Here is a 23,201-nt window from a genome sequence, read left to right on the forward strand (position 1 = left end):
GCTACCGGTTCATCTCCCACAGCAGCAGCTCCGAGGCCGTGGCCCCCACCGCCTCCAAGCCCTCCGCCCCCGTGATCCGCACCGAGTCACCGGGACCCAGCGTCTCCCCCGCCAGGCGGATCTCCCCGTGGACCACGTGCGCGTACACGTACGCCGCGTCAGGAACGGCCGTCCGCTCCCCCGGCCCCAGGCGGCGGACATGCAGCATCGCGCCCGCGCCGGCGACGGCGTACGGAGTGGAGTCGGCGATGCCGTGAACGATCTCGTACGAGGGATCGCCGCCCGGCTCCAGAGGCGCCAGCCACATCTGGACGAAGGTCAGCGGCACCGACGCGTCGTTGCGCTCCACGTGCCGGACGCCCGCCGCCGCGCTCAGGTGCTGGACGTCTCCGGGCCGGACCCGGGTCTCGTGCCCCGTGGAGTCGCGGTGGGTCAGCTCGCCCTCGACGACCCAGGTGACGATCTCGGTGTGGCTGTGCGGATGCTCGTCGAAACCGGCCCCGGGCGCCAGCCGCTCCTCGTTGCAGGCGATGACCGCGCCGAACCGCAGGTTCCCGGGGTCGTAGTGCGGGCCGAAGGAGAAGGCGTGGCGGGAGTCGATCCCGGCCTCCGGATCCCCTCCGCGGTAGCGCTCGCCGGCGCGCCGTACGTCCATCACGGGCACCACCGTAGACCTCACCCCTGACCCGGCGACGCACGGTCCCGTCCGGATAAGGCAGTCTTGTCCCGTGCCCGAACCCGAATCCCACCACAGCGACCCCGCAGCGCAGCACGTCCACCCGCACTCCGCGACCCTGAAGCGGCTGGAGAAGTCCTCCGGGAGTCTCGCCGCGCAGGCCATCGCGCGCATGGACGAGACCCTGTCGTGGTACCGGGCCATGCCCCCGGAGAACCGTTCCTGGATCGGGCTCGTGGCCCAGGCGGGCATCGCCGCCTTCACCGAGTGGTTCCGGCACCCGGACGCACCCCAGGCGATCTCCACGGATGTCTTCGGGACGGCGCCGCGCGAACTGACCCGGGCCATCACGCTGCGGCAGACCGTGGAGATGGTGCGGACCACCATCGAGGTGATGGAGAGCGCGATCGACGAGGTCGCGGCCCCCGGGGACGAGAGCGTGCTGCGGGAAGCCCTGCTCGTGTACGCGCGGGAGATCGCCTTCGCCACCGCCCAGGTGTACGCCCAGGCCGCCGAGGCACGCGGTGCCTGGGACGCGCGGCTGGAGTCGCTGGTCGTCAACGCCGTGCTCAGCGGCGAGGCCGACGAGGGCGCCGTGAGCCGGGCCGCCGCGCTCGGGTGGAACTCGCCGGAGCATGTGTGCGTCGTGCTCGGGACCGCGCCCGACGGGGACAGCGAGCTGACCGTCGAGGCGATCCGGCGGGCCTCCCGGCACGCCAAGCTCCAGGTGCTCACGGGGGTGCTCGGGGACCGGCTCGTCGTCATCGCCGGCGGCAGCGCGAACCCGCTCGCCGTCGCCAAGTCGCTGATCGGGCCGTTCGCGGCCGGACCGGTCGTCGCCGGGCCCGTCGTCCCCGACCTGCTGGCCGCCACCCGGTCCGCACAGGCCGCCGCCGCGGGCCTCAAGGCGTGTTCCGCCTGGCAGGACGCACCACGGCCGGTGCTGGCGGACGATCTGCTGCCGGAGCGGGCCATCGCGGGCGATCCGGGCGCGCGCGAGCAGTTGGTGGAGGAGATCTACAGACCGCTGGAGGAGGCGGGCTCGGCGCTCCTGGAGACCCTGAGCGTCTACCTGGAGCAGGCGAGCAGCCTCGAGGGCGCGGCCCGCATGCTCTTCGTTCACCCGAACACCGTGCGCTACCGGCTCCGACGTGTGACAGACGTCACCGGCTGGTCGCCATCGGATGTACGATCCGCGTTCACACTGCGAATCGCGCTGATCCTGGGGCGTCTGGCCGATGGAGACCCCCAACTCTAGGTTTTTGTGGGGTGCCCACAAAAGGCCCCCGTGTTCTTCGTCCCTGTCCTCACGGGCGGCCGTGGCCGTCCCCAAGAGAGAGTGTGAGAGTGCTCGTACTCGTCGCTCCCGGCCAGGGCGCTCAGACGCCCGGCTTCCTGACCCCCTGGCTCGAACTCCCCGGTGTCGCCGACCGCGTGGCCGCATGGTCGGACGCCATCGGACTGGACCTGATCCACTACGGCACCCAGGCCGACGCGGACGCCATCCGGGACACCGCGGTGGCGCAGCCGCTGCTGGTCGCCGCCGGGATCCTGTCCACCGAGGCACTCGGTGACATCGCCGGGATCGCCCCGGGCGCCGTCGCCGGTCACAGCGTCGGTGAGTTCACCGCCGCCGCGGTCGCGGGTGTCCTGGACGACACCACCGCGCTGGGTCTGGTCCGCAAGCGGGGACTGGCCATGGCCGAGGCCGCCGCGATCACCGAGACCGGCATGGCGGCGCTGCTCGGCGGTGACCCGGAGGTCTCCGTCGCGCACCTGGAGAAGCTGGGCCTGACCCCGGCGAACATCAACGGCGCGGGCCAGATCGTCGCCGCCGGAACGCGCGAGCAGATCACCGCGCTGATGGAGGACATGCCCGAGGGCGTCCGCAAGGTCGTCCGGCTGGAGGTCGCCGGCGCCTTCCACACCGAGCACATGGCGCCCGCCGTCGAGGTCCTGTCCAGGGCTGCCGCGGAGGTCGCGCCCGCCGACCCGAAGTTCACCTACGTCTCCAACAAGGACGGCAGGACCGTCGCCACCGGCGCCGAGGTGCTCGAGCGGCTGGTCGGCCAGGTCGCCAGCCCCGTGCGCTGGGACCTGTGCATGGAGACCTTCAAGGAGCTGGGCGCCACCGCGCTCATCGAGGTGTGCCCGGGCGGCCCGCTGACCGGCCTTGCCAAGCGCGCCATGCCCGGCGTCAAGCGGGTGACGCTGAAGACCCCCGACGATCTCGACGCTGCCCGCGAGCTCATCGCCGAGGCGTCGACACCTGCCGCCGACGCGGCGGGCGCCTGACGAAGGAGCACCGGAGCATGTCCAAGATCAGGCCCAGCAAGGGCGCCCCGTACGCCCGCATCCTCGGCGTCGGCGGCTACCGGCCGACCCGAGTCGTGCCCAACGAGGTGATCCTGGAGAAGATCGACTCGTCCGACGAGTGGATCCGGTCGCGTTCCGGCATCGAGACCCGGCACTGGGCGGGCCCCGAGGAGACGGTCGCCGCGATGGCCATCGAGGCCTCCGGCAAGGCGATCGCCGACGCGGGCATCGACGCCGAGCAGATCGGCGCCGTGGTCGTCTCGACCGTCTCGCACTTCAGCCAGACCCCGGCCGTCGCCACCGAGATCGCCGACAAGCTCGGCACGGGCAAGGCCGCTGCCTTCGACATTTCGGCCGGCTGCGCGGGCTTCGGCTACGGCCTGACCCTCGCCAAGGGCATGGTGGTGGAAGGTTCCGCCGAGTACGTGCTGGTCATCGGCGTGGAGCGGCTGAGCGACCTGACCGACCTGGAGGACCGGGCGACGGCCTTCCTGTTCGGCGACGGCGCGGGCGCGGTCGTGGTCGGTCCCTCCAAGGAGCCGGCGATCGGCCCGACCGTGTGGGGCTCCGAGGGCGACAAGTCCGAGACCATCAAGCAGACCGTCCCGTGGGACCGGTTCCGGATCGGTGACCTGTCCGAGCTGCCCGTCGACAGCGACGGCAACATCAAGTTCCCTGCGATCACGCAGGAGGGCCAGGCGGTGTTCCGCTGGGCCGTGTTCGAGATGGCGAAGGTCGCACAGCAGGCGCTGGACGCGGCCGGAATCAGCCCGGACGACCTGGACGTCTTCATTCCGCACCAGGCCAACGTGCGGATCATCGACTCGATGGTGAAGACGCTGAAGCTGCCGGAGCATGTCACGGTCGCCCGGGACATCCGCACCACCGGCAACACCTCGGCCGCCTCGATTCCGCTCGCGATGGAGCGGCTTCTGGCGACCGGCGAGGCGAAGAGCGGCGACACCGCGCTCGTCATCGGATTCGGGGCGGGTCTCGTCTACGCCGCCACGGTCGTTACCCTCCCCTAGGCACTCCGTGCCGGGTCGTGTGATCCGGCACGGTCGTCGCACCACCCTGCCGCTGTCGCGGCGGGCGCCGTAATACCGTCTGGAAATCAAGAAGGAGCGCCTGACATGGCCGCCACTCAGGAAGAGATCGTCGCCGGTCTCGCCGAAATCGTGAACGAGATCGCCGGCATCCCGGTTGAGGACGTCCAGCTGGACAAGTCCTTCACCGACGACCTGGACGTCGACTCGCTGTCCATGGTCGAGGTTGTCGTCGCCGCCGAGGAGCGCTTCGACGTGAAGATCCCGGACGAGGACGTCAAGAACCTGAAGACCGTCGGTGACGCCACCGACTACATCCTCAAGCACCAGGCCTGAGCCACCCCTTAGGTCCTAGGGCTGCAAGGCCCCGCCACCCGGCGGTGGCGCCGTAGATTCCCGCATCCGTTGGAGAAAGAATTCCCGTGAGCCCGACCAATCACACCGTGGTCGTCACCGGTATCGGCGCAACCACACCGCTGGGTGGCGACGCAGCTTCGTTCTGGGAGGCCCTCCTCGTCGGCACGTCCGGCGTCAGCCTCCTGGAGCAGGAATGGGCAGCCGACCTGCCGGTCCGCATCGCCGCTCAGATCGCCGTCGAGCCGGGCGAGATCCTGCCCCGGCCGCAGGCCCGCAAGCTGGACCGGTCCGCGCAGTTCGCGCTGATCGCCGCTCAGGAGGCCTGGAAGGACGCCGGTTTCACCGCCAAGGCCGGTGAGGACACGTCCGTGAACCCCGACCGTCTGGGTGCGGTCATCGCCTCCGGCATCGGCGGTGTGACCACGCTCCTGGACCAGTACGACATCCTCAAGGAGAAGGGCGTACGCCGCGTCTCCCCGCACACCGTGCCGATGCTGATGCCCAACTCCCCGGCGGCCAACGTCGGTATCGAGCTGGGTGCCCGCGCCGGTGTGCACACCCCGGTCTCGGCCTGCGCCTCGGGCGCGGAGGCCATCGGGTACGCGATCGAGATGATCCGCACCGGGCGTGCGGACGTGGTCGTGGCCGGTGGTACCGAGGCCGCCATCCACCCGCTGCCGATCGCCGCGTTCGGCAACATGATGGCGATGTCCAAGAGCAACGACGACCCGCAGGGCGCCTCGCGTCCCTACGACGCCGACCGCAACGGCTTCGTGCTCGGCGAGGGCGCCGGTGTCATCGTCCTGGAGTCCGAGGAGCACGCGAAGGCCCGCGGCGCCCGGATCTACGTCGAGGCGGTCGGCCAGGGCATCTCCGCCGACAGCCACCACATCACGCAGCCCGAGCCGTCCGGCAACGGCATCGCGCACGCGCTGCAGAACCTGCTGGACAACACCGACCTGAAGCCCGCAGAGGTCGTGCACGTGAACGCGCACGCCACGTCGACGCCGCAGGGTGACGTCGCCGAGATCAAGGCGCTGCGCAAGGTGTTCGGCGACGATGTCGACCACATGGCCATCTCGGCGACCAAGTCGATGACGGGTCATCTGCTGGGCGGTGCCGGTGGTATCGAGACCGTTGCGTCGATCCTGGCGCTCGTGAACCGGACGGCTCCTCCGACCATCAACGTGCAGAACCTCGACCCCGAGGTCAACGCGGATGTCGTCGTCGGTGAGGCGCGTCAGCTGCCCGAGGGGCGTATCGCCGTGCTGAACGACTCGTTCGGGTTCGGCGGGCACAACGTGGTCCTGGCGTTCCGGACGATCTGAGTCCTGAGACGCCGAATGGCCCTCTCTCCCGTGGTGGAGAGGGGGCCATTCGCCGTTGGGGTTCTGTTCTGTTGCCGGGTGCGGGTCCGTTTCCGTTGCCGGGTTGCGGGTCCGTTCGGGCCGGTCGTGCCCACGCGGCGCAGCCGCATATCGACACAGCCCCGCGCCCCTTCAAGGTCGGCTGCCCCTCAGGGCGCTTCAGACCACCTGGTGGAGCCAGCGGACCGGGGCGCCCTCGCCCGCGTAGCGGAACGGCTCCAGTTCGTCGTCCCACGGCTTGCCGAGCAGCTTGGACAGCTCGCCCTCCAGCTCGGTCTCTCCCCGCTGGCTGCGCAGCAGGGCGGCGCGCAGGCGGTCCTCGGGGATGAGGATGTCGCCGTGGATGCCGGTGACGGCGTGGAAGATGCCCAGATCGGGGGTGCAGCTGTAGCGCTCGCCCTCGGCGGTGGGGCAGGGCTCCGCGGTGACCTCGAAGCGGAGCAGGTGCCAGCCGCGCAGCGCGGAGGCGAGCTTGGAGGCCGTGCCTGCCTCGCCCTGCCAGGAGAACTCCGAGCGCCAGGTGCCGGGAGCCGCGGGCTGTCGGATCCAGTCCAGGCTGACGCGCGTGCCGAGCACCCCGGCGACGGCCCACTCGACGTGCGGGCACAGCGCGCGCGGCGCGGAGTGGACGTACAGAACTCCACGTGTCGTCACCGGAACCTCCGGGCTGAGCGGGACACCTTGCGGCCTGACTGGCGGCAGTAGCACGACGGCCGCGCTGATGGCGAGGCTACCCTGCGGCGGCGCAAGGAGTGTGACGTACCGTCGGTCCAGGTGCCAGGAAACCCCCGCCATTCACCCAGGGGGACGCTTGTACGGGTGTGAGCCGTTCCATCGAAGCGGGACGGGAACTCCCACGCGTTGTTATGGGAGGGAACAGTCCACCGTCGAGCGAGGAGATCAGCAGGGATGCGGAAACGAAGGCACCGTGCGCGAGCCTCCCTTGCCCTGGTGGTGACGACCCTGCTGGCGACGGCCGGCTGCGACGCCTTCGGCGGGGGCGACGCCGACGGTACGGACTCCGGGGCGAATGCGTCGCGTTCCGCGGCCGGGCGCGCGCCGGTGTGGAACCGCAGCCCGGACTCGATCGCCGCGGTCGGTGACTCCATCACGCGTGGCTTCGACGCGTGCACGGTGCTCTCCGACTGTCCCGAGGTGTCGTGGGCGACGGGCAGCGACGCCAAGGTGGACAGCCTCGCGGTGCGGCTGCTCGGGGTGACGGGAGCGGCGGAGCGCAGCTGGAACTACGCGGTGACCGGCGCCCGGATGGCCGATCTGCCGGAGCAGATGGCGCAGGCGGCCACCCGCAGCCCGGAGCTGGTCACGGTGATGGCCGGGGCGAACGACGCCTGCCGCTCGTCGGCGCGGGCGATGACCTCGGTGGCGGGCTTCCGCGCGGATTTCGAGGAGGCGATGAGCACCCTGCGCTCGGCGCTGCCGAAGACGCAGGTGTACGTGGCCAGCGTGCCGAACCTGAAGCGGCTGTGGTCCGAGGGCCGGGGGAATCAGCTGGGCAAGCAGGTGTGGAAGCTGGGGATCTGCCCGTCGATGCTGCGCGACGCGGACGACCTCACGCACAAGGCCGTCCTGCGCCGGGACAAGGTGCAGCAGCGGGTGGAGGCCTACAACACGGTGCTCAAGGACGTCTGCGCCAAGGACCGCCGCTGCCGCTTCGACGACAACGCCGTCTTCGACTACGACTTCGACACGGAACAGCTCAGCCACTGGGACTGGTTCCATCCGAGCCGGAACGGCCAGGCCAGGCTCGCCGAGATCGCCTACCGCACCATCACCACGGAGAAACCCTGACCTAGGGTTTCCCGCATGAGCGAACTTTTCGGCACACTTTCCGACGGCACCCCGGTGCACCGCTGGACCCTGCAGCGGGCCGGAGTGCGGGTGCGCGTGCTGTCGTACGGCGGGATCGTGCAGTCGTTCGAGGTTCCGGACCGGGACATGCGCACGGCGGACGTGGTGCTGGGCTTCCCCGGGCTCGACGGCTATCTGGAGCACCCGGAGCCGTATCTCGGCGCTCTGGTCGGCCGGTACGCCAACCGCATCGCGGGCGGTCGCTTCCCGCTGGACGGCCGGACCTGCATCCTCGCCCGCAACAGCGGGCCCAACTCCCTGCACGGCGGCGAGCGGGGCTTCGACAAGCGGGTGTGGGAGGCCGAGCCGGTCGAGCACGGCGTACGCCTGACCAGGGTCAGCCCGGACGGCGAGGAGGGCTTCCCGGGCCGGCTGGAGGTGACGGCCGCCTACACCCTGGACGCGTCGGGCGCGCTGCGGATCGCCTACGAGGCGGTCACGGACGCCCCGACCGTGGTCAACCTCACCCAGCACACGTACTGGAACCTGCGCGGCACCGGCCACGCCGACGGGCACGAGCTGCGGCTGGCCGCCTCCCGGTACACCCCGGTCGACGCGGACCTGATCCCCACCGGTGCCCTGGAGGAGGTGGCCGGCTCCCGCTTCGACTTCCGTACGGCCCGCACGGTCGGCTCCGGATACGACCACAACTTCGTCCTGGACAAAGGCGTGACCAGGACGCCCGAGGAGGTGGCCGAGCTGTACGACCCGGTGTCCGGGCGGGTGCTCACCGTGGCCACGACCGAGCCGGGCCTCCAGCTCTACACCGCCGACCACCTGAGCGACCCCTTCGCCCCCGGCGACGGCATCGCCCTGGAGACCGAACACTTCCCGGACTCCCCCAACCGGCCGGACTTCCCCGGCACGGTGCTACGGCCGGGCGAGGTCTACCGCTCGGAGACGGTGTACGGCTTCTCGGTGCGCTAGGCGGTCTCGCCCCGCATCCGCTTGGCCGCCTTGCCCAGCAGGGCCATCGCGCCCCCGCAGATCAGCAGTGTGCTGCCGCCCGCGACGATCGGGGGCAGCGAGCCGCCCTTGATGCCCTCGCCGGTCACGGTCGTGGCGAGCACGAAGATGATCGAGTACAGGCTGCGGCCGACCTTCGCGCCGGCCGGGATCACCTGGAGCAGCTGCGGGATGGTGGTCGCGGCGGCCAGGGCCATGCCGAAGGGCAGGGCGGCGGCGAGCATCAGGGCGCCGAAGCCGAAGGAGTTGCCGTACGCGCCCCAGCCGGCGCCCTTGTAGAGCAGATAGCCGGTCGCGGTGAGGGACAGCAGGACGAGCAGGCCGTTGAGGTAGGCGGCCTGGGTGGCGGCCTTGCGGGCGCCGGGCAGATGCGCGGCCGGGGAGCGCCAGGCATCCGGGGTGATCAGCCGCAGCTGCCGCTTGAGGGCCTGCATCCGCAGCAGGGAGAAGACACCGAAGGCGAGCAGGGCCAGTCCGGCGACCGCGCCGGCGAAGCCGACGGGGGTGTGCGTGATGCCGTAGTGGACGCCGCCGAAGGTGAGCGGGATGCCGAGCACGAGGCCGTACGCCATGGGCTTGGCCCGCTGCTGGATCTTCAGCACCAGGTCGCGCTGGTCCGGGGTGAGATTGGGGTCCAGCCGCATCCGGCCCTCGCCGAGGTGCTGGGCGGGCGCCGGGGGCTGGTTCGGGGCCGGCTGCGGCGGTTGACGGGGGTTGTACGCGTGGGGCGGGTAGGGCTGCTGGGCCTGGTGCGGCGGGTAGGGCTGCTGAGCCTGGTGCGGCGGGTAGGGCTGCTGAGCCTGCTGAGGGGGGTACGGCTGCTGGTACTGGGGCTGCTGGTACTGGGGCTGCTGTCCGTAGGGCCCCGGCTGCGGGTACTGCGGCTGCCCGCCGTACGGCCCCGGCTGCTGTGGCTGCTGCCCTGGAAACATGGTGTCTCTCCCCCGTGCCCGTTCTCTGCGGTGTTCGCGGCCCGGGAGTCTGCCACATGAGCCCGGGCGGCATGAGCCCCGGTCCGGAGGTCAGGTCCCGGACCGGGGCTGTTCGTGGGGGACTTGTCCCGGATCAGACGTTAATCGGCGCGGTGAGCCTGCGGTCGCCGATCGAGCGGCCCGCCGCGATCTCGTACGAACCCTTCACACACGCCCACGACTTCGCCGTCTCGTCCCAGACCTCGAAGGCGCGCAGGGGCAGTTCGACGCTCACCTCGACGCTCTCGCCGGGCCCGGCCTCCGCGCCCGCGAAGCCGGCCAGCCAGCGGGCCGGGCGCTCGGCGTCGGGCTCGGCCGGGGCGACGTAGACCTGGACGACCTCGCGGCCGGCCCGGTCGCCGGTGTTGCGGATGCGGATGCGCGCGGTGGTGCCGTCCACCTCCAGGCACTCATAGGCCCAGTCGGTGTAGCCGAGGCCGTGTCCGAAGGGGTACGACGGGGTGCGCCCGGCCCGCTCCCAGGCGCGGTAGCCGATGAGGACGCCCTCGGTGTAGTGCAGTTCGCCCCGGTCGGGGGTGACCCCGCGGACCGGGGCGTCGGTGAGCGGGCCCCAGGTGGTGGGGAGCCGGCCGCCTGGCTCGTGGGCGCCGGTGAGGACGTCGGCGAGGGCGGCTCCGCCCTCCTGGCCCGGGAACCAGCCGAGCAGGACGGCGGCGACCTCGTCCCGCCAGGGCAGTTCGACCGGGGAGCCGGAGTTGACGACCACGACGGTGTTCGGGTTGGCGGCGGCGACGGCGCGGACCAGGTCGTCCTGGCGGCCGGGGAGACCGAGGTCGCTGCGGTCGAAGCCCTCGGACTCGACGCGGTCGGTGGTGGCGACCATGACGACGGCCGTGTCGGCGGCGCGGGCGGCTTCGACGGCCTCGGCGATCAGCTCGTCCGGGTCGCGCTGCGGGGCGGAGTGGGCGAGGGCGAAGGTGATGACCTTCATGGGGATGTTCTCGGGGAACTGCACGACGTAGGTGAGGGAGACGTCGACGGGCTCGCCCGCGGCGAGTTCCACCCGGGCGCGGGGCTCGGGGGCTGCGAAGAGGGTCTCGAAGGGGTCGTCGCTCACGGGGCGCTGGACGTCGTCGTAGCGGGTCGTCCCGTCGACGGTGAGCGTGAAGGCGCCCATGCCCCTGATGCCGAAGGTGTGCGGGCCGGACTCGCGCGGGGTGAAGGTGCCGGTCAGTTCGACCGTGTGGAGCCGGTCGTGGGTGACGCCCTCGGGGAGGTCGGAACCCATCCACTGGATCTGCCCGCCCGGCACGGAGCCGCTGCCGATGACCTCTCCGGCGGCGTCGCGGCAGACCGCGCGGAGGGTGAAGCCCTGGTCGGCGATGCCGAGTTCGGTGGCCGGGTCGGCGCCCACCGCGTAGGTGAGGGTGCCGTCGGCGAGGGCGGCGGTGAGGCCGTCGAGCGGGGAGACGATCCGGGCCGGGAAGACGGTGGCGGAGCCGCCGCCGAGGACGCGGGCGTCGCGGGCGGCGGCGCCGATCAGGGCCACCGTGCCCGGCTTCAGCGGGAGTGCGCCGCGTTCGTTGCGGACGAGGACGAAGGAGCGGCGGGCGATCTCGCGGGCCAGGGCCTCGCCGTCGAGCGGCGCGGGCGGCTCGGCGACGGCCGGTGCGGCGCCGTCCAGGATGCCGACGCGGGCGGCAAGGCGCAGTACCCGGCGTACGGCGGCGTCGACCGAGGCCTCGGCGACCTCGCCGTCGCGGACCGCCCGGGCGAGGGCCTTGCCGTAGACGGTCTGGGGGCCGGGCATGGCGACGTCGAGACCGCCGTCGATCGCGCCGACGGTGTCCCGGGCGGCCATCCAGTCGGAGACGTTGAAGCCGTCGAAGCCCCATTCGCCGCGCAGGACTTCGTTGACCAGGTGGTGGTGCTCGGTCATCGTGGTGCCGTTGACCCTGTTGTAGGCGGTCATGATGCCCCACGGGCGGGCGTTCTCGACGATCGCCTCGAAGGGGGCCAGGTACAGCTCGCGCAGGGCGCGTTCGGGGACCAGGTTGTTCACGGTGAAGCGGTCGGTCTCGGCGTCGTTGGCGACGAAGTGCTTGACGGTGGTGCCGACACCGCCGGACTGGACGCCGGTGACGTAACCGGTGCCGATGACGCCCGTCAGGTACGGGTCCTCGCTGTAGCACTCGAAGTGGCGGCCGCCGAGCGGCGAGCGGTGCAGGTTGACGGTGGGGGCGAGCAGGACGTGGACGCCCTTGCGGCGGGCCTCCTGGGCGAGCAGCGCGCCTGCGCGGCGGGCGAGTGCGGGGTCCCAGGTGGCGGCGAGCGCGGTCGGCGAGGGCAGGGCTACGGAGGGGTCGTCGGCGGTCCAGCGCACGCCCCGCACGCCGATCGGCCCGTCGGACATGACGAGGGACTTCAGGCCGATCTCCGGCAGGGCGGGCAGGGTCCACATGTCCTGACCGGCCAACAGCCGCGCCTTGGCGTCGAGATCGAGCCGCCCGAGGGCCGCTTCCACGACCGCCTCGCGGGCCTCGTCCGTACGCGCCTCGTCCGTCTCCGCCACGGTGGTGCCTCCTCGCTGAAGTCCCTCGGATCCCTCCCATCCTGCATCCGTCACCTGTAGATCGGTAGGTCTTGTTATCCTGCCGTTACATTTCAGCGGCGAGATGCCGTACGGTGACGTCATGAACGCGAGGGTCAGGAGCGAGGAGCGGCGCGCGGAGATCGTCGGCGCGGCCCTGGAGGTGATCGCAGCGCGCGGCTACCGCGGGGCGAGCCTGGCCGCCGTGGCCGAACGGGTCGGGCTGACCCAGCAGGGGCTTCTGCACTACTTCCCGACGAAGGACGCCCTGCTGGTGGCGGTGCTCCAGGAGCGGGACCGGTGGGACGCGGTGCCGGACACCCGGTGGCGGGTCGACCTGCTGACCTCACTGGTCGAGTACAACGCGATGCGCCCGGCCATCATCCAGACCTTCTCGGCGCTGCTCGGCGAGAGCGTGACGGAGGGGCACCCGGCCCGCGCCTACTTCACCGAGCGCTACGCCCAGGTCCGCGAGACCATGACGGACGCGCTGCGCGCCGAGTACGGCGACCTGCTGCCGAACGGGCTCACCCCCGAGCGCACCGCCCCGCTGCTGATCGCGGTGATGGACGGACTGCAGTACCAGTGGCTGCTGGACCCGGAGTCGGTCGACATGCCGGGCGCGTTCCGCGACTTCCTGAGCCTGCTGGGCGAACCGGTGGAGTGAGGCGCCCGGTGCCGGAAGCGCCCCGAAGGGGCGCGGGGAACTGCGCGATCGGCCCCCACGCACCCGCACCCGCACCCGCACCCGCCTACGGTCTCAGTCGGCCCGGCGGGTAGGCGTCGGCACCGCCGCCACGACCTCCACCTCCACCAGGGCCTGAGGCCGGAACAGCCTGGGCACCTCGAAGGTCATGCTCGTCGGTGGGGTGCCGGTGAGGAACTCCCGCCTGACGGCGCCGTATTCGCCGAGCCCGGTGATGTCGGTGAGGCAGGTGCGGATGTTGATGACGTCCGCGAGGGTCGCGCCGTGCGCCCTGAGCAGCGCGTCGATCGTCTCGAAGACGCCCCGGGTCTGCTCGGCGAGGGTGGCACCCTCGGCGATCTGCCCCGAGAGGTACAACAGGGCGCTGCCGTCGGCGTGTTCGACGCGGGCCACCTGGGAGGAGTGGGCGTTCAGGGGCTGGGGTGCGGAAGCGGGGTTGCCGACCGTGATCTGCATGCCGTCGACGCTAGGCGGCCCCTCTGCCTGCGACAAGCGAATGTCTAGCATGACCGCCATGCGCATCCCGCATCAGCAACGGCCTCCTGCCGTCCCCGACCTGTCCACCGTCTGGCTGCGCGCCTTTGCGGGAAGGGTTCCGGCCGCGGGTGGCCCATGTGGTCGCCGAGTGGACCGCCAAGCAGGGCCATGTGGCCGCGGGACTCGGCGTGACCCTGGTGCCGGGACTTGCCGCCGCCTCGGTGCGCCCGGACGTCGTCCTGCTCCCGGTGCACGACGAGGAGGCGTCGGCGCGGGCGGTGTACGCGGCGACCGTGCGGGGACGGTCGCCGTCACCGGCCGTACGGGCGTTCCTCGAGGTGCTCGGCGAGGAGGCGACGCGGCTGATTCTCACCATGGCGCAGACCACACCCACCAAGCGATACTTCCGCCGACCGCCGCACCACGCGCCCCGGCGACGGAAGGACCCGAACCCCCTTGACCCACCTCCGCATACGGACCGCCCTGCTCGGCATGGCCCTGGTGGCCGGCCTGTCGGCCCCCGCGACCGCGGCCTCCGCCGCCCCGGCGGCCCTCTCCCCCACCGTCGAGGAACAGCGGCTCGACCAGGCCGTACCACAGGAGATCCTCGCGCGCTCCGGATTCGACGACGTGGCACCGGAGTTCGCCCGCGAGCTGACGGGCGCCCGCTCCTATGCGCAGGCCCGCCGCATCGTCGTCCGCGAAGGATCGGCGCTGTGGCGGCGGGCCGTGGACCGGGCGCAGGGGCGGGGGCCGACGGAATCAAGAAGGCGCGAAGCGCTTCCCCGGAAGGGTGGCGGCGGGCCACAGGCGGACCTCAGCCGGGACGACGACCGGCCCCTGTACTGGGCGCGGCTCGGCATGACCCGGCAAGTGCGCACCTGGGAGCCGGGGTTCGCCCTCAGCGACCGCCGGCGCTCGGCCCTGCTGGACGAGCTGGAGCGCACCTCGCGCGGCCAGACCGACATCCGCTACTCCGAGGCGGCGCACCTCAGGCGCATCCTGGTCACCGGGTTCGATCCCTTCACCCTCGACCGGGACATCCGTATCTCGAATCCCTCCGGGGCGAGCGCGCTCGCGCTCGACGGCACGGTGATCGAGACGGCCGAGGGTCCCGCCCGGGTGGAGACGGCCCTGTTCCCCGTGCGCTGGGAGGACTTCGCCGAGGGCACCGTCGAGCGGACGCTGCGGCCGTACCTTCCCCAGGTGGACCTGTTCACCACCGTGAGCCAGGGCCGTATCGGGCGTTTCGACGTCGAGCGTACCAACGGGGCCTGGCGGGGCGGCTTCCCCGACAACGACAACGCCTCCCGGACCGGGACCGTCCCCGTCACGGATCCGGCCACGCAGCCCCAGTGGACGACGACGACCCTGCCGTACGCCGCCGTCACGGCCGCGGACACGGGCCGGTTTCCCGTGTACGACCACACCGAGGTGACCGAGATCCCGGCGGGCGGCACCGAGGCGGTCGTACGGCCGGGCGGGCCGACGCCGGGCTCGACGGCCCGGGCCGGGGGCGGCGGGGACTACCTCTCCAACGAGATCGCCTACCGCGCGACCCTGCTGCGCGACCGGCTCGGCCTGCACGACGCCCTGCCGGGAGGCCATGTGCACACGCCCGTCCTGCAGTTCGGCGCGGGCAACACCGACCCGGCGACGGGGACGGTGACCGATCCGGAGTTCGTGCGGAACCGGCTGGACATCATCGCCCAGGTGCGGGCGATCGTGACGGTGGCGGCCGGGGCCACGTTCAGGAAGTGACCCGCATCTCGTCCTCGGACTCCTCGTCGGCCTCGGACTCCTCCTCGGCCGCGCTCTCCTCGCCCAGCAGGTCACGGGCGAGGAGGGTGGCGCCCGCGACCGCGCCCGGCATCAGGAACACCGCGACGAGCGGGACCAGGAAGGCGAGCCCGAGGGGCGTGCCGAAGCCCCAGACCAGGGTCTTGCGGGAACGGAGCAGGGCGAGGCGGGCGCGCAGTTCCACGCCGCGGCGCTGGAGGGCGACGGCGGCCAGCTCCTCGGTGAGGAAGAACCCGGTGACGAAGAAGCCGATCACCGGGACGGCGGTCTGGCCGACGAGGGGCACGAAGCCGAGGGCGAAGAGCAGGACGCCCCACAGGCCCGCCCTGACCAGGATGCGCAGGCTGTCACGGGCGGAGATCCACAGCTCGCGCCAGAGCGGCAGGCCGGACTGCGGCGCCGTGCCGTCGGGCGAGACGTCCGCGTCGACCTTCTCCGACAGGTTCTCGTAGAAGGGCTGGCCGATCAGCAGGGTGACGGCCGTGAAGGTGAGCACGGCCAGCAGCAGGCCGAGGGCGAAGAGGACGGCGGTGAGAAGGCCGCGGAACAGGCCCTGCCAAGGGCTCGCCCAGTGGTCCGCGAACGGGGTCGCCCAGGAGACGGCGTCCTCGCCCCACACCGCGAGCGCGACCAGCGCGGCCGCGTACAGGACCAGTGTGATCAGGCCGGGCAGCAGTCCGAAACCGTACTGACGGCCGTGCCGGCCCACCCACCGCTGGCCCTTCAGCAGATAGCCGAAGCCCACCCCGAGATCGCGCATGGCGAAAACTTTACCCGGAGGCCGGACCTCAGGCGTCGAGCATCCGGCGCAGCAGGTCCCTGAGGACTCCGCGCTCCTCGTCGGTGAGACCGGCCAGGGGTTCGCGGGCGAAGCGCAGGCCCTCGCGCAGGTCGCGGGCGACGCTGAGGCCCTCGTCGGTGGCGACGGCAAGCTTCACCCGACGGTCGGCGGGGTCGGGGCGGCGCTCGACCAGGCCGCGGGCCTCCAGGCGGTCCACGATGCCGGTCACGTTCGACGGCTCGCACTTCAGCTTCTGCGCCAGTTTGCGCATCGGCAGCGGCTCCAGCGACAGCAGGCTGAGCAGGCGTGCCTGCGGGCCGGTCAGCGCGTGCCGGCCCGCCGCCAGCTCGTAGTCCGCGTAGAACCGGGTCACGACGTCACCGATCAGCTCGACGACCTCCATGGTCAGGGCGTCGGGACGGCGGGTCTTCTCTGGAGTGGACATGTGCTCCAGAGTACTCCGTTACTTGACATCCTGAAATATTCAGGCGCATGGTTGTTTCAGGTACTGAAGTAAATTCGGAAAGGCACCGTCATGATCAACCGCGAATGGCACCTTCTCAGCCGCCCCGTCGGCTGGCCCAAGCCCGAGGACTTCGCCCTGGTCGAGGCACCCGTCCCGGCCATCGGCGAGGGCCAGGTGCTGGTGCGGAACAAGTACCTCTCCGTGGACCCGTACATGCGCGGCCGGATGAGTGACGCGAAGTCCTACCTCCCCCCGTTCGAGCTGGGCAAGGTCATGCAGGGCGGCGCGGTCGGCGAGGTCGTCGAGTCCAACGCCGAGGGCATCGCGGTCGGCGACCACGTGCTGCACTTCTTCGGCTGGCGCGAGTACGCCGCCCTGGACGCCCAGCACGCCGTCAAGGTCGACCCCGCGGCCGCGCCGCTGTCGACCTACCTCGGCGTGCTCGGCATGACCGGTCTGACCGCCTACGCCGGCCTGCTGCGCACCGCCTCCTTCAAGGAGGGCGACGTGGTGTTCGTCTCCGGCGCCGCGGGTGCCGTGGGCAGCCAGGTGGGACAGCTCGCCAAGCTCATGGGCGCCTCGCGGGTCATCGGCTCGGCCGGGTCCGACGAGAAGGTCAAGCTGCTGGTGGAGGAGTACGGCTTCGACGCCGCCTTCAACTACAAGAACGGGCCGGTGGGCGAGCAGCTGCGCGAGGCCGCCCCGGACGGCATCGACGTGTACTTCGACAACGTGGGCGGCGACCATCTGGAGGCGGCCATCGGCTCGCTCAACCAGGGCGGCCGGATCGCGATCTGCGGCATGATCTCGGTCTACAACAACACCGAGCCCGCCCCCGGCCCGAAGAACCTCGTCCGCCTGATCCAGATCCGCGGCCGCATGGAGGGCTTCCTGGTCGGCGACCACTACGACCTGCAGCCGCAGTTCGTCCAGGAGGTCGGCCCCTGGGTCGCCTCGGGCGCGCTGAAGTACCGCGAGACGGTCGTCGACGGCGTCGAGAACACCCTGGAGGCGTTCCTGGGGGTCCTGCGCGGCGACAACACCGGGAAGATGATCGTCAAGCTCTGACCGGTCCGGGACTTCTGCCGGCTTTCCGGAATGCGGTAACTTCTTTCCGAAATCTGCCGTCGATCGTGGGCGCGAGTCACGGCGGACCGAGGAGGAAGACAACCGGCATGGCCATCCAGCAATCCGACGTCCTGTACACCGCCGTCGCCACCGCCGAGAACGGCCGCGACGGCCGTGTCGCCACCGACGACGGCAGGCTCGACGTCGTCGTGAACCCGCCCAAGGAGATGGGCGGCAGCGGCGCCGGCACCAACCCCGAGCAGTTGTTCGCCGCCGGGTACAGCGCCTGCTTCCAGGGCGCGCTCGGAGTCGTCGCCCGCCAGGAGGGCGCCGACGTCTCCGGCTCGACCGTCACCGCGAAGGTCGGGATCGGCAGGAACGAGGAGGGCTTCGGGATCATCGTGGAGATCTCCGCGCGGATCCCGAACGCCGACGAGGCGACCGCGCGCGAGCTGATCGAGAAGGCGCACCAGGTGTGCCCCTACTCGAAGGCGACGCGGGGCAACATCACCGTGACGCTGGTCTGAGCACCCTCGTTGCGTACAACGGCAGCCGCATCCCTGGACGTGGGGTGCGGCTGCTGCGTTTGACCGGTTGCGTCTGCGGGGTGCGGTTCGATGTGGACTGCGGGTCGTCGTGGGTTGCTCGCGCCCACGCGGCGGAGCCGCACATCGGTACAGCCCTGCACCCCTTCAGGCCGGCTGTCGCTCCCGGCGTCAGAAGTGGACGTCAGCCGCTCGCCAGCGCTGCCCTGTGCACCGTTCTCGCCAGTCTGTCGTTCTCCGGTGCCGCACCCCCGGGAAACGCGAACCGGCGCCGGGTGTAGCCGTAGGCGAGGCCGCTGCGCGGGTCGGCGAAGGCCTGGGAGCCGGCCGCCCCGCTGTGGCCGATCGCGCCCGCGCCGAGGAAGGGGTGCCAGGCGTCGGCCGTGGCCTGGAAGCCGAGGCCGAAGGACCTGTGGGCGCGAGCCACCACGTCGTACCCGACGGAGTGCAGCTGGCCGAACTCCGCGACCGTGTCCTCCTTCAGCAGCGGCGCCTTGCCGCCGACCTCGCTGATCACCGCCGCGTACATCCCGGCCAGCCCGCGCGCAGAGGCGACGCCGCCCACCGAGGCCGGACCCTTGGCCCGGACCGCGCGCTCGTTCGGCAGCGACTCCAGCACCGTCGGCTCGGCCGCGTGCCCGTTGAAGGCGATGGACGTGAGCGTGTGCGGTCCGGACTCCTGCGCGGCGAGCAGATCGGACTGCCCGGCCGTCGGCAGCATCGGCTGCGTAGTGCGAAAGCGCGGCTCCCGCGAGACCGGCAGGCCCAGGTAGAACTCCAGGCCGTACGGGGCGCGGACCCGCTCCTCGTACAGCTCCTGGAGGGTGCGGCCCGTCGCGCGCCGGACGATCTCGCCGGTCAGCGCGCCGATCACCAGGGCGTGGTAGCCGAAGACGGTGCCGGGGCGCCAGAACGGCCGCTGGTCGGCGAGGCGTTCGGCCAGGGCCCGGTCGTCGGCCAGCTCCGCCGGGCTGAAGCCGGTGTCGGTGCCGACCAGTCCGGCGCGGTGCGCGAGCAGGTCGCGCAGGGTCAGTGCGCCCTTGCCCTCGGCGCCGAACTCGGGCCAGTAGTAGGTGACTTTGCGGTCCAGTTCCAGTGTGCCGTCCTGCACCAGCAGGGCCACGACGAGGTGGGCGGCGCCCTTGGTGGACGAGAACACGCCGTACAGCGACTCCCCGTCGACGCCCTCGCCCGCCCACAGGTCGACGACCTGCCGGCCGTGGACGTAGGCGCACAGCTGCCCCTCGTAGTCGTCCCGTTCCTCCGCGACGAAGGCGGCGAACTCCTCGCGCACCGCTTCGAAGCCCTCGCTGACCGTGCCGTGGACGGTGATCCCCTGCGTCATCCGTTCTCCTCAACCGAGCCGCTGCTCGCTGCTCCCTCTGTGCACAACGACCCTTCCGCCGCCGGGCGTTCCCGAGATCGGTACGGCGAGGTGTGCCTGTTCGACTCAACCGCCTCACCGGCGGGTCGGTGTCACGGATACCCCGGACGACGGGGAGCACGGGGTGGTACGGGGGCACATGGGGGGCGGAGGCGCACACGACCCGGCTCGGGCGGACCGCTCGGCGGCCCCGGGACCGCACCACGGCGACCTGGCAGCATCCTTACGTGCACCGCCACGGGAACCGGGGCCGGGATTGCGCCGACGACGGCTGCGGAGCCGCGTTCGGGGCCGGGTGCGGGGCCGTCGGATCCCCCGGCGGCTTCCCTACGTGCACCACCACAGGAACCGGGTGCAGGTCTTCGTGGGCGACGGCTGCGGAGCCGGGTTCGAGGTCGTCGGGTTCGAGGTCGGGGTGGGCGTCGGCCCGGACGTCGCCGGTGCGGTGGGCGCCGAGGCGCCCGGCCCGGAGCCCGAGCCCGTCGTGGCCGACTGCCGGCCCTGGTCGGCGGTGTCCTCGGCGGACGGGGATTTGGTGGTTCTGTCCTTCGGGGACTTGGAGGCGGAGGCGGAGGCCGACGCGTCCGGGGAGGCGGAGGCGTCCGGACCGGCCGCGCTGCCCGAGGTGTCGTCGAGGGGGGCGGCCGTGCGGTCCGGTGAGGCGGACGAGGTGCCGCCGTCCGCCGAGGTGTCCCCGGTCGCCGCCGGCTTGTTGCCGGAGAAGGGGGCGTCCATGCCCAGTTCGGCGAGGCTGAGACCGCCGGCCGCCAGGACGAAGCCCGCGGTGATCAGCACCGTGCGGCGCCGGCGGCGCCGGTGCGCGGCGGCCTTGCGGTCACGGCGGCTGGCCTCACCGGCGGCGCCGTCGGCGGCCTCGTCCCCGTCGGGGGAGCCGCCACGGCCCCGGCCCCGTGACTGGCGCCGGGCCGCCCGGCCGCCGGACTCGCCGTGGTGCGCGCTGCCGTGCCGGCCGGCGGTGTCGTCCGCGTCCGCGTGGTCGTCCCGCTCGTCGTGGTCGTCGTGGGCGTCGTGGGCGTCCTGGCCCGAGTGGTCGTCGTAACCGTCATGACCCTGATGGTCGTCGTAACCGCCGCGGCCCGGGCGGTCGCCGTAACCGCCATGGCTCCGATGTTCGTCGTAGCCGCCGCGGCCCGGGTGGTCGTGCGGATCGGTGCCGCCGCTCGCGAACCCGCCGGGCGGCTCCGGGGCGTAGTAGGCGGTGTGGCCGGGCAGCCCCGCCTGTCCGGCGTACTGCTCGCCGGAGGGGCCGGTGAAGGGCTGCGGGACGTACGGAGCCGCCACCGCGCCCGCGTAGCCGTGCGCGACGGGAGCGTCCGCGCGCACGGCGACGGACTGCGCCGGCGCGCCGCACCCGGGGCAGGCCAGGGCGCCGTTGAGGTGCCGTTGGCACGGGTGGCAGAAGTCCATGACGCCGGAAGACTAGATTCCTCTCCGGTCACGTTCCTAGGCACCCCTGTGAAGGTTTCGTGCGGGACCGAAAAAGTTCTCGAAAGCCTTGCCGAAAGCGTTACCCGTTCGCCCCATTGACACCCCCACCGCCCCGTCCTTACTGTCACGCCAACATTTCGAACGTGTGACGAAATCTCGAACAGCTGAGAGGCAACTGCCGTGCGCATCACCGGAATCAGCACACACGTGGTCGGGACGCCGTGGCGCAATCTGACCTACGTCCAGGTGCACACCGACGAGGGGGTCACGGGAGTCGGCGAGACCCGCATGCTCGGTCGCACCGACGCGCTGATCGGCTATCTGCGGGAGGCCGAGGCCCATCACATCCTGGGATCCGACCCGTTCGCCGTCGAGGACCTCGTACGCCGGATGAAGTACGGCGACTACGGGCGGGCCGGCGAGATCGTCATGTCCGGCATCGCGGTCGTCGAGACGGCCTGCTGGGACATCAAGGGCAAGGCGCTCGGAGTTCCCGTCTGGCAGTTGCTGGGCGGAAAGGTGACGGACAGGGTCAAGGCGTACGCCAACGGGTGGTACACGACCGAGCGAACGCCGGAGGCGTACCACAAGGCCGCCCAGGGGGTGATCGAGCGCGGCTACCGCGCCCTGAAGATCGACCCCTTCGGCACCGGGCACTTCGAGCTGGACCACGCCGAGACCCTGTACGCCGTCTCCCTCATCGAGGCCGTGCGCGACGCCATCGGGCCGGACGCCGAGCTGATGCTGGAGATGCACGGCCGCTTCTCCCCCGCCACGGCCGTCCGGCTGGCCAGGGAGATGGCCCCCTTCGAGCCGGCCTGGCTGGAGGAGCCGGTGCCGCCGGAGAACCTGAAGGCCCTGGAGAAGGTCGCCGCCAAGGTGGACGTCCCGATCGCCACCGGCGAGCGCATCCACGACCGGATCGAGTTCCGCGAGCTGTTCGAGAGCCAGGCCGCCGACATCCTCCAGCCCGACGTGGGCCACCTCGGCGGGATCTGGGAGACCCGGAAGCTCGCCGCCACCGCCGAGACCCACTACATGCTGGTCGCCCCGCACAACGTCGGCGGGTCCGTGCTCACCGCCGCCTCCCTCCAGATCGGCTTCAGCACGCCGAACTTCAAGATCCTTGAGCACTTCAACGACTTCGCCGACGCGGAGATCAAGAAGGTGGTCAAGGGCGCCCCCGAGGTCGTCGACGGGTACTTCCACCTCTCCGACGCACCCGGCCTGGGTGTCGAGCTGGACACCGACGCCGCCGCCGAATTCCCGCAGCAGCAGGCCCGGTTCGACCTGTGGGCGGACGGCTGGGAGCAGCGCAGGCCGAAGGGAACGAAGTGAGTCACCAGGTTCTGGTCGAGGCGCCGGGCGTGCACCGGATCGAGGACCACACGCCCCGGGAACCCGGTCCCGGCGAGGCGCTGGTGGCCGTGCACGCGGTGGGCATCTGCGGCAGCGACCGCGAGGTGTACCGGGGCAACCGGCCCGAGGGATACGTCCGTTACCCGCTCACGCCCGGCCACGAGTGGTCCGGGACGGTGCGCACGGTCGGCGCGGGTGTGCCGGCGGGGCTGGTCGGCCGCAAGGTGGTCGGCGAGGGCTTTCGCAACTGCCAGGTGTGCGACCGCTGCCATGCGGGCGAGAGCACGCTGTGCACGGCCGGGTACGAGGAGACCGGTTTCACCCGGCCGGGCGCCATGGCCGCCACGCTCACGCTGCCCGCCCGGCTGCTGCACCCGCTGCCGGACGACGCCGACCTCACCGCAGCCGCCCTGCTGGAGCCGGCCGCCTGTGTCGCGGCCGCCACGCTGAAGGCGGGCGCCCGGCCGGGCGAGCGGGTCGCGGTGGTCGGCACGGGCACCCTCGGCATGTTCGCCGTGCAGTTCCTGAAGGCGGTCTCGCCGGCCGAGCTGCTCGTCGTCGGCACCCGAGGCGACCGGGAGGCGCTCTCCCGGCGGTTCGGCGCCACCGACTTCCGGCTCGGGAACGCCGGAAGTCCGGCATTGCCCGACGACCTCGACGTCGTGATCGAGACCGCCGGGTCCGCGTCCGCCGCGCGCACCGCCGCCTCGCTGCTCAGACGCGGCGGACGCCTGGTCCTGACCGGTATCCCGGCGCCGGGCGCGGACGGGCTCGACCCGACCGGTCTGGTCGTACGGCAGCTGGAGGTGCACACGGTCTTCGGGGCGCCGCCGGCCGCCTGGGCGCACACCGTGCGGGTGTTCGGCGCCGGGCTGCTCGACCCGCTGCCGCTGGTCACGCACGAGTTGCCGCTGACCGAGTTCCCGCACGCCATCGAGCTGGTGGGGGCCGGTGATCCGAAGGTGGGCAAGGTGCTGCTCCGCCCCTAGTCGTGCGCCGGCCGGGGCCTGACCCGACGGCACCCCGACCGGCGTACCACCGAGGCCC

Annotated in this window: 22 protein-coding genes and 1 pseudogene; 14 read left to right on the top strand and 9 right to left on the bottom strand. The window is 71.9% G+C overall.

Annotation, left to right across the window (positions count from 1 at the left end):
- Nucleotide 1: 1 nt before the first annotated feature.
- Nucleotides 2-655, bottom strand: coding sequence for a pirin family protein (locus tag AB0H32_RS16435; protein ID WP_361120134.1), 654 nt, complete (start codon nucleotides 653-655; stop codon nucleotides 2-4).
- Between the two features lie 73 nt (nucleotides 656-728).
- Between AB0H32_RS16435 and fasR the strand changes: the two genes are divergently transcribed.
- The 5 genes from fasR (at nucleotide 729) to fabF (ending at nucleotide 5,723) form a co-directional block, all read left to right on the top strand.
- A complete protein-coding gene (gene fasR, locus AB0H32_RS16440) occupies nucleotides 729-1,934 on the top strand; it encodes a fatty acid biosynthesis transcriptional regulator FasR (protein ID WP_361120049.1) in 1,206 nt (401 codons plus the stop codon).
- 89 nt (nucleotides 1,935-2,023) lie between these two features.
- Nucleotides 2,024-2,971 (top strand): ACP S-malonyltransferase, encoded by a 948-nt coding sequence (locus AB0H32_RS16445; RefSeq protein ID WP_361120052.1) that lies wholly within the window; start codon nucleotides 2,024-2,026, stop codon nucleotides 2,969-2,971.
- A 17-nt stretch (nucleotides 2,972-2,988) separates the two neighbouring features.
- Nucleotides 2,989-4,020, top strand: coding sequence for a ketoacyl-ACP synthase III (locus AB0H32_RS16450; protein ID WP_361120055.1), 1,032 nt, complete (start codon nucleotides 2,989-2,991; stop codon nucleotides 4,018-4,020).
- A gap of 105 nt (nucleotides 4,021-4,125) precedes the next feature.
- Nucleotides 4,126-4,374 carry an acyl carrier protein gene (locus AB0H32_RS16455; RefSeq protein WP_030341284.1) on the top strand — a complete coding sequence of 83 codons (249 nt, stop codon included), beginning with the start codon at nucleotides 4,126-4,128 and terminating at the stop codon, nucleotides 4,372-4,374.
- An 86-nt stretch (nucleotides 4,375-4,460) separates the two neighbouring features.
- Entirely contained in the window at nucleotides 4,461-5,723 is a 1,263-nt protein-coding gene (gene fabF / locus AB0H32_RS16460; RefSeq protein WP_361120058.1) for a beta-ketoacyl-ACP synthase II, read from the top strand.
- Between the two features lie 198 nt (nucleotides 5,724-5,921).
- On the opposite strand, the gene AB0H32_RS16465 is transcribed toward fabF, so the two are convergent.
- Entirely contained in the window at nucleotides 5,922-6,416 is a 495-nt protein-coding gene (locus tag AB0H32_RS16465) for a DUF3145 domain-containing protein (RefSeq protein ID WP_361120061.1), read from the bottom strand.
- A gap of 255 nt (nucleotides 6,417-6,671) precedes the next feature.
- On the opposite strand from AB0H32_RS16465, the gene AB0H32_RS16470 reads away from it, so the two are divergent.
- Together AB0H32_RS16470 and AB0H32_RS16475 are read left to right on the top strand one after the other, a co-directional pair.
- Nucleotides 6,672-7,571: an SGNH/GDSL hydrolase family protein gene (locus tag AB0H32_RS16470; protein WP_361120064.1), complete on the top strand. Its 900-nt coding sequence runs from the start codon at nucleotides 6,672-6,674 to the stop codon at nucleotides 7,569-7,571.
- 15 nt (nucleotides 7,572-7,586) lie between these two features.
- Nucleotides 7,587-8,558 carry an aldose epimerase family protein gene (locus AB0H32_RS16475; protein WP_361120067.1) on the top strand — a complete coding sequence of 324 codons (972 nt, stop codon included), beginning with the start codon at nucleotides 7,587-7,589 and terminating at the stop codon, nucleotides 8,556-8,558.
- On the opposite strand, the gene AB0H32_RS16480 is transcribed toward AB0H32_RS16475, so the two are convergent.
- Nucleotides 8,555-9,529, bottom strand: a complete 975-nt coding sequence (locus AB0H32_RS16480; protein ID WP_361120070.1) for a hypothetical protein — start codon at nucleotides 9,527-9,529, stop codon at nucleotides 8,555-8,557. The genes AB0H32_RS16475 and AB0H32_RS16480 overlap by 4 nt on opposite strands.
- A 133-nt stretch (nucleotides 9,530-9,662) precedes the next feature.
- Complete coding sequence (locus AB0H32_RS16485; protein WP_361120073.1) at nucleotides 9,663-12,101, bottom strand: glycoside hydrolase family 3 C-terminal domain-containing protein; 2,439 nt, start codon at nucleotides 12,099-12,101, stop codon at nucleotides 9,663-9,665.
- 103 nt (nucleotides 12,102-12,204) lie between these two features.
- Between AB0H32_RS16485 and AB0H32_RS16490 the strand changes: the two genes are divergently transcribed.
- Nucleotides 12,205-12,786, top strand: coding sequence for a TetR/AcrR family transcriptional regulator (locus AB0H32_RS16490; protein ID WP_361120076.1), 582 nt, complete (start codon nucleotides 12,205-12,207; stop codon nucleotides 12,784-12,786).
- 93 nt (nucleotides 12,787-12,879) lie between these two features.
- On the opposite strand, the gene AB0H32_RS16495 is transcribed toward AB0H32_RS16490, so the two are convergent.
- On the bottom strand, nucleotides 12,880-13,281 hold the full coding sequence (locus AB0H32_RS16495) for a RidA family protein (protein WP_361120079.1): 402 nt from the start codon (nucleotides 13,279-13,281) through the stop codon (nucleotides 12,880-12,882).
- A 125-nt stretch (nucleotides 13,282-13,406) separates the two neighbouring features.
- Between AB0H32_RS16495 and AB0H32_RS16500 the strand changes: the two are divergent.
- Nucleotides 13,407-13,643 (top strand): annotated as a pseudogene (locus AB0H32_RS16500) (LysR substrate-binding domain-containing protein); the annotation flags it as partial.
- A 115-nt stretch (nucleotides 13,644-13,758) separates the two neighbouring features.
- The gene (locus AB0H32_RS16505; RefSeq protein ID WP_361120082.1) at nucleotides 13,759-15,063 is read left to right on the top strand and encodes a pyroglutamyl peptidase; all 1,305 of its coding nucleotides are present in this window, start codon (nucleotides 13,759-13,761) and stop codon (nucleotides 15,061-15,063) included.
- Here AB0H32_RS16505 and AB0H32_RS16510 read toward each other — a convergent pair.
- A complete protein-coding gene (locus tag AB0H32_RS16510; RefSeq protein ID WP_361120085.1) occupies nucleotides 15,053-15,862 on the bottom strand; it encodes an EI24 domain-containing protein in 810 nt (269 codons plus the stop codon). The two genes, AB0H32_RS16505 and AB0H32_RS16510, sit on opposite strands and share 11 nt — an antisense overlap.
- 28 nt (nucleotides 15,863-15,890) lie before the next feature.
- A complete protein-coding gene (locus AB0H32_RS16515) occupies nucleotides 15,891-16,328 on the bottom strand; it encodes a MarR family transcriptional regulator (RefSeq protein WP_361120089.1) in 438 nt (145 codons plus the stop codon).
- A gap of 90 nt (nucleotides 16,329-16,418) precedes the next feature.
- Here AB0H32_RS16515 and AB0H32_RS16520 point away from each other — a divergent pair, with 90 nt between their 5' ends.
- Both AB0H32_RS16520 and AB0H32_RS16525 read left to right on the top strand, forming a co-directional pair.
- Entirely contained in the window at nucleotides 16,419-17,417 is a 999-nt protein-coding gene (locus AB0H32_RS16520; protein WP_361120092.1) for an NADP-dependent oxidoreductase, read from the top strand.
- A 107-nt stretch (nucleotides 17,418-17,524) separates the two neighbouring features.
- The gene (locus AB0H32_RS16525; protein ID WP_361120095.1) at nucleotides 17,525-17,944 is read left to right on the top strand and encodes an organic hydroperoxide resistance protein; all 420 of its coding nucleotides are present in this window, start codon (nucleotides 17,525-17,527) and stop codon (nucleotides 17,942-17,944) included.
- A 202-nt stretch (nucleotides 17,945-18,146) separates the two neighbouring features.
- Here AB0H32_RS16525 and AB0H32_RS16530 read toward each other — a convergent pair whose 3' ends face one another.
- Complete coding sequence (locus AB0H32_RS16530) at nucleotides 18,147-19,307, bottom strand: serine hydrolase domain-containing protein (protein WP_361120099.1); 1,161 nt, start codon at nucleotides 19,305-19,307, stop codon at nucleotides 18,147-18,149.
- Nucleotides 19,308-19,673: 366 nt separating this feature from the next.
- Nucleotides 19,674-20,774: a hypothetical protein gene (locus tag AB0H32_RS16535; protein ID WP_361120102.1), complete on the bottom strand. Its 1,101-nt coding sequence runs from the start codon at nucleotides 20,772-20,774 to the stop codon at nucleotides 19,674-19,676.
- Between the two features lie 201 nt (nucleotides 20,775-20,975).
- Between AB0H32_RS16535 and AB0H32_RS16540 the strand changes: the two genes are divergently transcribed.
- The gene (locus tag AB0H32_RS16540; protein ID WP_361120105.1) at nucleotides 20,976-22,133 is read left to right on the top strand and encodes a mandelate racemase/muconate lactonizing enzyme family protein; all 1,158 of its coding nucleotides are present in this window, start codon (nucleotides 20,976-20,978) and stop codon (nucleotides 22,131-22,133) included.
- A complete protein-coding gene (locus tag AB0H32_RS16545; protein WP_361120108.1) occupies nucleotides 22,130-23,143 on the top strand; it encodes an alcohol dehydrogenase catalytic domain-containing protein in 1,014 nt (337 codons plus the stop codon). The genes AB0H32_RS16540 and AB0H32_RS16545 overlap by 4 nt, the downstream gene beginning before the upstream one ends.
- Nucleotides 23,144-23,201: the final 58 nt, after the last annotated feature.

The organism is Streptomyces sp. NPDC020362, from assembly GCF_040642095.1.
Lineage (GTDB): Bacteria > Actinomycetota > Actinomycetes > Streptomycetales > Streptomycetaceae > Streptomyces.

Bases quoted from the DNA above. Each gene is read 5' to 3' on its own strand.
- AB0H32_RS16530 (WP_361120099.1), bottom strand. From the start codon at position 19,307: ATGACGCAGGGGATCACCGTCCACGGCACGGTCAGCGAGGGCTTCGAA.
- AB0H32_RS16535 (WP_361120102.1), bottom strand. From the start codon at position 20,774: ATGGACTTCTGCCACCCGTGCCAACGGCACCTCAACGGCGCCCTGGCC.
- AB0H32_RS16455 (WP_030341284.1), top strand. From the start codon at position 4,126: ATGGCCGCCACTCAGGAAGAGATCGTCGCCGGTCTCGCCGAAATCGTG.
- AB0H32_RS16520 (WP_361120092.1), top strand. From the start codon at position 16,419: ATGATCAACCGCGAATGGCACCTTCTCAGCCGCCCCGTCGGCTGGCCC.
- AB0H32_RS16490 (WP_361120076.1), top strand. From the start codon at position 12,205: ATGCCGTACGGTGACGTCATGAACGCGAGGGTCAGGAGCGAGGAGCGG.
- AB0H32_RS16515 (WP_361120089.1), bottom strand. From the start codon at position 16,328: ATGTCCACTCCAGAGAAGACCCGCCGTCCCGACGCCCTGACCATGGAG.
- AB0H32_RS16525 (WP_361120095.1), top strand. From the start codon at position 17,525: ATGGCCATCCAGCAATCCGACGTCCTGTACACCGCCGTCGCCACCGCC.
- AB0H32_RS16475 (WP_361120067.1), top strand. From the start codon at position 7,587: ATGAGCGAACTTTTCGGCACACTTTCCGACGGCACCCCGGTGCACCGC.
- AB0H32_RS16480 (WP_361120070.1), bottom strand. From the start codon at position 9,529: ATGTTTCCAGGGCAGCAGCCACAGCAGCCGGGGCCGTACGGCGGGCAG.
- AB0H32_RS16470 (WP_361120064.1), top strand. From the start codon at position 6,672: ATGCGGAAACGAAGGCACCGTGCGCGAGCCTCCCTTGCCCTGGTGGTG.
- AB0H32_RS16510 (WP_361120085.1), bottom strand. From the start codon at position 15,862: ATGCGCGATCTCGGGGTGGGCTTCGGCTATCTGCTGAAGGGCCAGCGG.
- AB0H32_RS16495 (WP_361120079.1), bottom strand. From the start codon at position 13,281: ATGCAGATCACGGTCGGCAACCCCGCTTCCGCACCCCAGCCCCTGAAC.
- AB0H32_RS16450 (WP_361120055.1), top strand. From the start codon at position 2,989: ATGTCCAAGATCAGGCCCAGCAAGGGCGCCCCGTACGCCCGCATCCTC.
- AB0H32_RS16435 (WP_361120134.1), bottom strand. From the start codon at position 655: ATGGACGTACGGCGCGCCGGCGAGCGCTACCGCGGAGGGGATCCGGAG.